The sequence below is a fragment of the Streptomyces sp. NPDC058157 genome, from assembly GCF_042884105.1.
GTDB lineage: Bacteria > Actinomycetota > Actinomycetes > Streptomycetales > Streptomycetaceae > Streptomyces.
Genome location: NZ_JBHVUQ010000221.1, coordinates 1 through 10,726, shown reverse-complemented (window position 1 = coordinate 10,726; position 10,726 = coordinate 1). Strand labels below are relative to the sequence as shown.

The window sequence follows — 10,726 nt, the reverse complement described above, 5'->3', positions numbered from 1 at the left end:
GGCACCCCGCTCGGGGTGCCGGCCCTCCGGCGTACCTCAGCCGAGTCCGCGTTGCCGGCGGCGCAGCAGGACGGCCCACGGGATCAGGATCACCACCGCGAAGATGCAGATGATGGCCAGGCCCACCCAGTCGTCGGAGGTCTGGGCGTCCAGCTCGGAGAGGCTGGCGAGGACGGCGATGGCCGCGAAGGCGCCCGACAGCAGCGCGGGTATCCCGAGCAGCCACAGCATCGCGGTGAGCCAGGCCTTGCGGGGTACCGGTCCCTTCGGCGCGGCCGCCTCCGTCGGGCGGGGCTGCGGGATGCGGGAGGGGTCGCGGGGCGGCATGCGGACCACGGCGGTGGGCGGGACGCCGGCGTCCAGGGGGGCCAGCTCGGCCGCCGTGATCCCGAACAGGGTCGGCTCGACGGCGATGCTGAAGCCGTCGTGGCCGATGAGGTGGCGTGCGCCGTCCGGGTAGACCTGCATCAGGGAGCACTCGGCGTACCGGACGGTCAGGTGGCCGCCCGGGCGGACCAGGCTGATCCCCTCGCCCGCCACGAGCAGGCTGGTCCTGGGGTCGCCCACCGCGGAGTAGCGCCGTCCGGTGATCAGGTCGGCCGACCGGGTGGGGGCCTCGGTGAGTCCCGCCCAGTCCACGCCCCGGCCCGGGGCCTGCATCAGGGCGTTCGCCCACACCTCGCGCGCGACCCGCTGGAGGTCGGCGACGGTGACCGCCTCGATCTCCGCGCGGGACTCGGCGTCGCTGAGGGAGGGGTGGCGCAGCAGGAGGTTCATCGCCTCGGAGGGGAGCTTGGCCACGGCCGGCTCCGGAAGGTCGAACCGGCTCAGCGCGGAGGCGCGTACGGCCGCCAGGTCGGCCTGTTCGATGCGGCCCGCGCGGAGCTTGGCGAAGACGTCCACGAAGGCGCCGATCATCGCGTCCTGCTTCTTGGGCAGCGCGTCGGCGTACGCGGTGACGGTCGCCCAGTCGGTGTCGCGCGGGCTGTAGTCGGCGGCGGCGGTGTAGGAGTAGCCGCCCTTCTGGCGCAGTTCGCGGAAGAGTTCCTTGCCGAGGACCTCGGCGAACAGGCTGCCCGCGGTCGAGCGGGGGATGACGGAGGTCAGTACGGTCCCGCCGTCGGGGCCCTGGAAGTAGGCGGGCGTGGCCGGCAGGGCGGAGGTGGGCTGCGGTGTGGGGTGCCAGGTGCCGGTGGGGAGGGTGAGGTCGAGGCCCTCGGGGACGGTGTCGCCGGTGAGCCACAGCACCGCGTTCTCGGCGGTGAACCGGGTACGGGCCCAGTCGCGCACGTCGTCGGCGGTGAGCCGGTGCAGGCCGGTCTCGGCGTAGCTGGTGAGGCCGTAGCCCCGGGAGCCGTAGCGCCAGAGGGGCATGTCGTGGGCCGGGCCCTGGGCGCGGCCGGCGGCCTCGGTGCGCAGGATCTCCTTCTCGGTCTCCAGCCGGTCCAGGGGCAGGTCGCGCAGGGCGGCGCAGACGCCGTTGAGGTACTCGACGACGTCGGCGGGGGTGCCGGTGACGTGGAAGTGGGTGTAGGTGGCGGCGGTGGCGCCGTTGTAGTGGAGGTCGCTCAGGCCGTGGTGGTGCAGCGCGAGGTGTTCGACCAGGTGGGTGACGCCGCTGGTGGCGAGGGTCTCGTCGGCGCGGCCCACCCGGAAGAGCAGGCCGGCGGTGAGGGGGCCGGAGCCGGGGGCCAGGACGGTGCGGATGCCGGCGACGGTGGTGTGGGTGACGCCGTCTTCGGTGACGTGCCAGGGCGGGGTGTCGGTGGTCATGGTGGTCTTCCTCAGCCCTTGGCCAGGGCGGTCTTGCGGTGGCGGGTGAACGCGGCCGCGTGGTCGGCGTTCAGGTAGCCCCAGGGGAACTCGGTGGCGCGGTCGCCGACGGCTCGGAAGTGCGGGGCGGCTTCGGCGTGGCGGCCCGCCGCGCTGTGGGCGGCGGCGAAGGCGTTGTGGGCGCCGACGTGGTGGAAGGCGTCGGTGCGGGCGGCCGGGTGCAGGACGGAGCGGGCGGCGGCCGCCAGCAGGGCGGTGTGCTGGGCGGGCTCGCGCAGATACGTTTCGGCGGCGTGGGTGTCCTCGTCCCGCTGGATCTCCAGGTACCGCTCCATCTGGGCGACGGCGACCAGCGCCCCCTGCGGGCCGCCCTCGGGCGCGGCTTCGGCGCAGGCGCGCGCGAAGCCCTCGGCCTCCTCCCAGCTGCCGCTCCACTTCGGGCAGAGCTGCTGGAGCAGCTGGGACTGGCCGGAGTAGTGGTGCGGGTGGTGTTCGGCGAGGCGCTCGTAGCGGCGGCGGGCCTCGCCCTGGCCCAGTTCGAGCCCGCGGGCGGTGGTCACGCGCAGGTACCAGGCGAGGGCGTACGCGGGGTACTCGGCGCAGACGTCGATGAGCAGGACCTCGGCGCGCCGCAGGTGCGCGTGGAAGGAGTCGAACTGCTCCCGGCTCACGTGCTCGGCGCGCGCGCCGCTGCGGATGTTCCAGCCCGCCCGGATCAGGTGGTTGGCGTACAGCGTGCGGAACAGCGGGTCGCCGGGGCGGGCCGCCACGGTCGCGCGGAGGAAGTCCCCGCAGTCGGGGGTCTCGGCCACGGTCCAGCAGGCGAGGGCGCGGTCGTCCTCGTCGGGGAGCGCGTCGAACGCGGCGGCGACGGCCTTGGCGTCGCGGAGCTGGACGGCCGAGCGCAGCGCGGCGAGGGCCGGGACGTACTCGGTGGGGTCGAGGAGGAGGCGGCCCGTGGGGGGCGTGAGAGCAGACACGCGGCGGATCATATGACCGGAGCCGCGGATTCCGACAGGGGTTCCGGGGCTCCGGTTCGGGGCGATCGTGCCTGCTCAGCGGCTTGTGGGTGTCAGGCGGCGGTCTTGCGGCCGACCTGGAAGGCCGCGTAGCCGCCGATGGCGAGGAAGAGGAACGTCAGCGGGTCCACGCCTTCCTTCCAGCTGTCGATCACCTCGGACGTCCGGTTGGTCAGCACGTCCACGACGCTCTCGGAGAGCTGGTCGGCGCCGTCCAGGGCGATGCCGAACAGCTGGCCTGCGAGCACGGCGGCCACGGAGACCAGGGCGGCGATGACGGGCAGGACGGCGTTGCGACCCCCGGCCTTGCCGGCGGCGAAGCCGACCAGCGCGCCGACGCCGACCGCCGCGTAGCCGATCTCGTGGTGGGTGGCCTTGACGATCGCGCCGTATACGGCGGCGGCCGCGAGGCCGGCCACGACGGCGGCGACGATGCCCAGGACGACGTTGCCGCCGCGGGCCGGTGCCGGGGCGGGGGTCGGGGTGTAGGACGAGGGCGCGGGCGGCTGGAAGTTCTGGCTCATGCGGGAAATCCCCCCCAGGGATTCGGACGCACGTGTGCCCCAGGGGCATAAGTGCGAGATAAGTGACGCCGCAGGCTAGCAGGGGACTGCGACATTCCTGGAGGGGATTTCGGTCGGATGATCGAACCGGAATCGGCCCGTGACCTGCGGTGGGGCCGGTCAGAGGCGGTGGGCCGCGCCCGCCGGGCTGGCGCCGCGGGTGTCGAGGAGGAGCTGGGCCTTCACCGCCAGGCCCTGCATGTCGTACGTGCGGTGGTGCTGGAGCAGGATCGTGAGGTCGGCGTTGGCGGCGGCCTCGTACAGGGAGTCGGCGCGCGGAACGGGCTGGTCGCGGACCCGCCAGCCCGCGATGTACGGGTCGTGGTAGCTGATCAGGGCGCCGAGGTCGAGGAGGCGGCTGGCGATCTCGCCGGCGGGTGAGCCCTCCTGGTCGGCGAGGTCGGGCTTGTAGGTGACGCCCAGCAGGAGGACGCGGGCGCCGCGGGCGGATTTGCCGTGCTCGTTCAGCAGGGTGGCGCAGCGCTGGATGACGTATTGCGGCATCCGGCCGTTGATCTCCTGCGCGAGGCCGACCATGCGCAGGGGGTGGCCGGGGGTGCGGGTGGTGTGGGGGAGGTAGTTCGGGTCGAGGGGGACGCCGTGGCCGCCGACGCCGGGGCCGGGGCGGAAGGCCTGGAACCCGTACGGCTTGGTCTCGGCGCACCGGACGACGTCCCACAGGTCGACGCCGAGGTCGTGGCACAGGACCGCCATCTCGTTCATGAGGGCGATGTTCACGTGCCGGTAGTTGGTCTCCAGCAGCTGCACGGTCTCGGCCTCGCGCAGGCCGCGGGCCCGGACGACCTTCTCGGTGAGGCGGGCGTAGAAGGCGTGCGCGGACTCGGTGCAGGCGGGGGTGAGGCCGCCGATGACCTTGGGGGTGTTGGCGATGGTGTGGGTGCGGTTGCCGGGGTCGAGGCGGCTGGGGGAGTAGGCCAGGTGGAAGTCGCGTCCGGCGCGCAGGCCGGAGCCCTCTTCGAGGATGGGCCGCAGGTAGTCCTCGGTGACCCCGGGGTGGGCGGCGGACTCCAGGATCACGGTGGTGTGCGGGCGCAGCCGGGCGGCGAGGGTGCGGCCGGCCGCGCCGACGGCGCCGAGGTCGAGGGCGCGGTCCGCGCCGAGCTGGGTGGGGGCGCAGATGACGGCCGTGCGGACCCGGCCGAGTTCGGCGGGGTTGGTGGTGACGCGGAAGCCGGCCGCCGACATCCGGCGGATCTCGGCGGCGGTGAGGGAGCTGTCCGTGGCGGGGCCGCTGTCGTAGCCGACGGTCTCGATCCCGGCGGCGACGGCCGCCTGGGCGAGGGGGAGGCCGAGGTGGCCGAGTCCGATGACGGCGAGATCTGCGGGCATGGGGGGCCGTCCCTTCCCTTCCCTGGCATGCATGAGGGGGCGGTGCGCGCAAGTCCTGTGGACGAATGGAGCTGGCGCAATGTCAGACTAGGCGTATATATGACAGATATGTCGCATTCTGGGGTCGTGGCCATCCCTGTGTTGTCCACAGCCGGTGGCTGATGTCGGCGCGGCCGGTCAGAATCGGAAAACGGGGAATGTGAGCGGGATCACCCGCAACGAGCGGGTTCGCCCGCACCAACGGGAGGCAGCCGTGAGGACAGCGACACTGGGGCCCGCGCAGCGCGCGGAGGCCCTCGCCGGGATGGCCGAGCGGGAACTGGACGTGCTGGTCGTCGGCGCGGGCGTGGTCGGCGCGGGCACCGCGCTCGACGCGGTGACCAGAGGCCTCTCGACCGGACTGGTGGAGGCGCGCGACTGGGCGTCGGGGACGTCGAGCCGGTCCAGCAAGCTCATCCACGGCGGCCTGCGCTATCTGGAGATGCTCGACTTCGCCCTCGTCCGCGAGGCGCTCAAGGAGCGCGGGCTGCTGCTGGAGCGGCTCGCCCCGCACCTGGTGAAGCCGGTGCCGTTCCTGTACCCGCTCCAGCACAAGGTGTGGGAGCGGTTCTACGCGGGATCGGGCGTCGCCCTGTACGACGCGATGTCGGTCTCCAGCGGGCACGGCCGCGGCCTGCCCACGCACCGGCACCTGTCGCGCAAGCGGGCGCTGCGGATCGCGCCGGCGCTGCGCAAGGACGCCCTGGTGGGGGCGCTGCAGTACTACGACGCCCAGATGGACGACGCCCGCTACGTGACCACGCTGGTGCGGACGGCCGCCGCGTACGGGGCGCACTGCGCCAACCGGGCGAGGGTCGTCGGCTTCCTGCGGGAGGGCGAGCGGGTGGTCGGGGCCCGTGTGCAGGACGTGGAGGGCGGCGGGGAGTACGAGATCCGCGCCAAGCAGGTGGTGAACGCGACCGGGGTGTGGACGGACGACACCCAGGCGCTGATCGGGGAGCGCGGGCAGTTCCATGTCCGGGCGTCCAAGGGCATCCACCTCGTCGTCCCCAAGGACCGGATCCACTCCAACAGCGGGCTGATCCTGCGGACCGAGAAGTCGGTGCTGTTCGTGATCCCCTGGGGCCGGCACTGGATCGTGGGCACCACGGACACGGACTGGGACCTGGACAAGGCGCATCCGGCGGCGTCGAGCGCCGACATCGACTACCTGCTGGAGCACGTGAACTCGGTGCTGGCGGTGCCGCTGACCCGGGACGACGTCCAGGGCGTCTACGCCGGCCTGCGGCCGCTGCTGGCGGGGGAGTCCGACGCGACGAGCAAGCTCTCGCGCGAGCACACCGTGGCCCATCCGGTGCCGGGGCTGGTGGTGGTGGCCGGCGGCAAGTACACGACGTACCGGGTCATGGCCAAGGACGCCGTGGACGAGGCGGTGCACGGGCTGGACCAGCGGGTCGCCCAGTGCGTCACGGAGGACGTCCCGCTGGTGGGCGCCGAGGGCTACCGCGCCCTGTGGAACGGCCGGGCCCGCATGGCCGCGCGGACGGGCCTGCACGCGGTGCGCGTGGAGCACCTGCTGAACCGGTACGGGTCGCTGACGGAGGAACTGCTCGAACTGATCGCGGCCGACCCGGCGCTGGGGGAGCCGGTGACCGGGGCGGAGGACTACCTCCGGGCGGAGATCGTCTACGCCGCCTCGCACGAGGGCGCCCGGCATCTGGACGACGTGCTGACCCGGCGGACCCGGATCTCCATCGAGACCTTCGACCGGGGGACCAGATCGGCGCGCGAATGCGCGGAACTGGTGGCTCCGGTGCTGGGCTGGGACAAACGGCAGATCGAGAACGAGGTGGAGCACTACGAGAAGAGGGTCCAGGCGGAGCGCGAATCGCAGCGCCAGCCGGACGACCAGACGGCCGACGCGGCCCGGCTGGGGGCGCCCGACATCGTGCCGTTGTGACTCCGCGATCCGGACGGGGGAACCGCTGGACCCGGGGCTCCCGTCCGATGCGGAGTGAGCAACAATGAGGTTTCTGCCGGGGTGGGTTACCTTGCCCCCGGTGGCTGCCGGGGGCAGCCGGGGCAGGCTGCACGATCGCAGAGGGGACGCATGTCGAAGCCGGAGCACACCGAGTCGCCTGCCGAGGCGCCTGGGGCGAAGCGTGAGGGTGACGGTGCCTCCGGGAACGGCGGTGCGGTGAAGTCGGCCGCCCAGACCGGATCTGACGTCGCGCAGGCCGACTCCGCCCGGGCGGAGGCCGACGGCCCCGCGCCGGAGCCCGCCGCCGCGTCCGTGCCCCGGCCGAGGTCCGAGACGGGCCGGGGCGAGCGGCCCGAGCCGTCGCAGCCCGCTGAGGGCAAGGCTTCTGACACCCCGCCGGACGAGGGCGCGGCTGCGGAGTCCCGGCCGGAGGGTTCCGAGCCGGCGGACGCCGTGCCCGCCGGGGCGGACGGGAACGCGGCAGCGAAGTCCCGGTCCGGTGCCGGGGCGGGGGACAAGGCCGTTCCCGCGAAGGCCGGTTCCGGTGCCGAGGTGGTGGATGCCGTGTCTGCGGCGGCGGGCAAGGGTGCGGCCTCGGAGTCCGGGACCGGTGCCCGAGGGCGCGACCCGCAGCCCGCGCGCGCGGACCGGGACCCGGCCGTGAAGGGGACCGCGGCGGCGCCGGAGTCCGAGGCCGCCACGCCCGCCGCGGCGAAGGCGGCGCCCGGGGGCGCGAAGACCGGCGCGGTTGCACCGGCGGCGGAGCCCGCGCCCGGGGACGACGACCCGCAGGACGCCGACGAGGCGGCCGCGGAGCGCAAGGGCAGGCTGCTCGCGCGGCGGTACCGGCTCGGGGCCGTGCTCGGCAAGGGCGGCATGGGAACCGTGTGGCGGGCCGAGGACGAGGTGCTCGGCCGGACCGTCGCCGTCAAGGAACTCCGCTTCGGCGGCGGCGTGGACGAGGACGAGAAGCGCCGCCTCATCACCCGTACCCTCCGCGAGGCCAAGGCCATCGCCCGCATCCGCAACGAGGGCGCCGTCACCGTCTACGACGTCGTCGACGAGGACGCCCGCCCCTGGATCGTCATGGAGCTCATCGAGGGGCCCTCCCTCGCCGAGTTCGTCCGGGAGAACGGCCCGCTGTCCCCGCGCCGCGCCGCCGAGGTCGGCCTCGCCGTGCTCGACGTCCTGCGCGCCGCGCACCGCCAGGGGATCCTGCACCGCGATGTGAAGCCGTCCAACGTGCTCATCGCCGCCAGCGGCCGGGTCGTCCTCACCGACTTCGGCATCGCCCAGGTCGAGGGCGACCCCTCCATCACCTCCACCGGCATGCTCGTCGGCGCCCCCTCCTACATCTCCCCCGAGCGCGCCCGCGGCTACAAGCCCGGCCCGCCCGCCGACATGTGGTCCCTCGGCGGACTGCTGTACGCCGCCGTCGAGGGCGTGCCCCCGTACGACAAGGGCTCCGCGCTCGCCACCCTCACCGCGGTGATGACCGAGGCGGTGGACCCGCCCAAGAACGCCGGTCCGGCCCTGACCGAGGTCATCTACGGCCTGCTGGTCAAGGACCCGGCGATGCGGCTCGACGAGGACCGCGCCCGTTCGATGCTCACCGCCGTCATCAACGCGCCCGAGCCGGCCCCCGCCCCGGAGCCCGTCGCGGTGGAGGAGACCCGCCCGATCTCCCTCACCAAGGCCGAGTCGGAGGCCGAGAAGGCCGCGGAGAAGGCCGCCGAGAAGGCGGCGAAGAAGGAGCGGGAGCGGCGCGAGCGCGAGCAGCGCGACCGGGCCCGCGCCGCGTTGAAGGCCACCCGCAAGGCCGCCGCCGCCCAGGCCGCGGCCGCCTCCGCCGCCGAGGCCCCGAAGCGTCCCTCGACGGTGGCCCCGGCCTCCCTCACCGACGTGATGCCGCGCCGCACCATCGCCCTCGCGATAGCCGGCGTGCTCGTGGTCCTGGCGGTCATCGGCTCGCTCATCGCGTACGCGGTCAGCGGTGACGACGAGAAGGGCGGCCGGAAGAACGAGGGCCAGGGCGCCCCGACCCCCGCCGCCTCCGCCGGCCGGTCCCCGGGCAACTCCCCGGCCGCGTCCCAGGCCTCCTCCCCGAGCCCGACCCCGGCCCAGAGCCAGGGCGGCAGCCCGAGCCCCGCGGCGTCCGGGGCGAACCAGGGCGCCGACCCCGCCCAGAACCAGGGGCAGGACAGCCAGGGCCAGGGCGCCAGCCCGGGCGGCCCCGGCGGCGGCGCGGGCCTGCCCGCCGGGTTCACCACGGTGACGGACCCGCGCTTCGGCTTCGCCATGGCGATGCCCGAGGGCTTCCACCAGACCGGCACGGCCGGCGCCAACTCGGGCGCGATATACAGCCGCTCCGGCGGCTTCCCCCGAATCCAGGTCGACCACACCAACAGCCCGGGCGCCAGCGCCCTGGCGGCCTGGGCCGAGATGGCCCCGAGCACGGCGGCCAGCAGCAGGAACTACCACCAGATCCGCCTCGAAACCGTCCAGTACCGCACCTACCCGACGGTCGCGGACCTGGAGTTCGAGCGCGACGACCAGGGCATGCGGACCCGCGTGCTCGACCGCGGCTTCCGCGCGGACGCCAAGAACGGCTACGCCATCATGATCAGCTGCCCGGCCGACCAGTGGGACGGCCCCGAGTGCACGCAGATCCGCAACACCGCCTTCGACACCTTCCAGCAGTTGGGCTGACGGCCCTCGCAAGCCCGGGACGCGGGCGGCCCGGGCCACGTATCGTGTCAGCGGGGGCCAAGGGGAACCCACCGCACTCGGGGGAGGCGAAGTGGAGGACTACGCCGGCCGGATCCTGGCCGACCGCTACCGTCTGCCGTTGCCGCCGTCCGACGAGTACGAGCTGCTGGAGACCCGCGCGTTCGACACGCGCAGCGGGCAGGAGGTCCTCGTCCGGCACGTGCCGCTGCCGGAGGTGGTGGACGCCGAACTGCTCGACGGCACGCGGGTGACGCCGTCCGCCGCCGGGGAACTCCCCGCCGTGCGGCGGGCGATAGCCGCGGCCCAGGCGGCCGCCTCCGTACCGGACCACCCCCGGCTCGACCAGGTCTTCGACGTGTTCGCCGAGGACGGCTCGCTGTGGATAGTGAGCGAACTCGTCCCCGCCAGGCCGCTAGCCGCGCTCATCGCCGACGAGCCGCTGAACCCGTACCGGGCGGCGGAGGTGGCCGCCGACGTGCTGACCGCGCTGCGCGTGCTGCACGCGCACGGGTGGACGCACCGCAACATCACCGTCCGGACCGTGCTGATATGCGAGGACGGGCGCGTCGTCCTCACCGGACTCGCCGCCGGCGCCGCCGAGGACGCCCTGTGCGGCTACGACCCGGTGCCGGTGGCGGAGCCCGGGGACGAGGGCGCGGACGACCCCGCCGCGCCGCCCTGGGAGCCGCCTTCCCGGGAGCCCGTGTACGCGCCGCTGGTGGCGCCCGGGTACGACACGGGGCCGCGCTACACCGACCACATCCTCCCGGACCCCGAACCGGAGCCCCCGGCGCCGCCCGCCCCGCCCGTGCCCCCCGCCCGGCCCGCCGGGAACCGTGACGACGCCGTGGCCGCGGCCCGCGCCGGGACGGTCGCCGCCTACCGGGCCGGGTCCCGCGCGGCGGCCGAGAAGGTGGCGCAGGAGCGCGGGGCGCGGGGCCCGGTGGTCGTCCCGCAGCTGCCGCCGACCGGGGCCAACCTGCCGCAGGAGTACGCGTACCCGTACGGCGGACCGGCCGCCACCCCCTGGCACGGAGCCGCCCCCCGCCGCCCGGCGGACCCCGCCCGGCAGGCCCCCCGGGAGGACGAGCCCCCGCAGCCGGAGCAGACCCCGCCCCCGGAGCGGCCCGAGCACCAGGGCCCCGCCCCCCATCCGGAGCTGGCCCCGCACCCGCAGCGCCACCCGCATCCGGAGGCGGCCCCGCACCCGCAGTCCCACCCGCATCCGGAGGCGGCCCCGCACCCGCAGTCCCACCCGCATCCGGAGGCGGCCCCGCACCCGCAGTCCCACCCGCATCCGGAGGCGGCCC

The 10,726-nt window shown here is 74.6% G+C and carries 7 protein-coding genes; 3 read left to right on the top strand and 4 right to left on the bottom strand.

Features of this window, described 5'->3' with window-relative positions; genetic code table 11:
• Window positions 1–36 precede the first annotated feature (36 nt).
• From ACFVXK_RS33170 to ACFVXK_RS33155, 4 genes are all read right to left on the bottom strand, one after another.
• Window positions 37–1,773 (bottom strand): M16 family metallopeptidase, encoded by a 1,737-nt coding sequence (locus tag ACFVXK_RS33170; RefSeq protein ID WP_389619245.1) that lies wholly within the window; start codon window positions 1,771–1,773, stop codon window positions 37–39.
• A gap of 11 nt (window positions 1,774–1,784) precedes the next feature.
• Window positions 1,785–2,753: a hypothetical protein gene (locus ACFVXK_RS33165; RefSeq protein ID WP_389619242.1), complete on the bottom strand. Its 969-nt coding sequence runs from the start codon at window positions 2,751–2,753 to the stop codon at window positions 1,785–1,787.
• A gap of 92 nt (window positions 2,754–2,845) precedes the next feature.
• Complete coding sequence (locus ACFVXK_RS33160; protein WP_389619239.1) at window positions 2,846–3,316, bottom strand: hypothetical protein; 471 nt, start codon at window positions 3,314–3,316, stop codon at window positions 2,846–2,848.
• A 159-nt stretch (window positions 3,317–3,475) separates the two neighbouring features.
• Entirely contained in the window at window positions 3,476–4,705 is a 1,230-nt protein-coding gene (locus ACFVXK_RS33155; protein WP_389619236.1) for a nucleotide sugar dehydrogenase, read from the bottom strand.
• A 253-nt stretch (window positions 4,706–4,958) separates the two neighbouring features.
• Between ACFVXK_RS33155 and ACFVXK_RS33150 the strand changes: the two genes are divergently transcribed.
• The 3 genes from ACFVXK_RS33150 to ACFVXK_RS33140 form a co-directional block, all read left to right on the top strand.
• Window positions 4,959–6,665, top strand: a complete 1,707-nt coding sequence (locus ACFVXK_RS33150) for a glycerol-3-phosphate dehydrogenase/oxidase (protein WP_389619233.1) — start codon at window positions 4,959–4,961, stop codon at window positions 6,663–6,665.
• Window positions 6,666–6,815: 150 nt separating this feature from the next.
• Window positions 6,816–9,395, top strand: coding sequence for a protein kinase (locus ACFVXK_RS33145; protein WP_389619230.1), 2,580 nt, complete (start codon window positions 6,816–6,818; stop codon window positions 9,393–9,395).
• A 91-nt stretch (window positions 9,396–9,486) separates the two neighbouring features.
• Window positions 9,487–10,726, top strand: a 1,240-nt coding sequence (locus tag ACFVXK_RS33140) for a protein kinase (RefSeq protein WP_389619227.1), incomplete at its 3' end; no start/stop codon positions are given.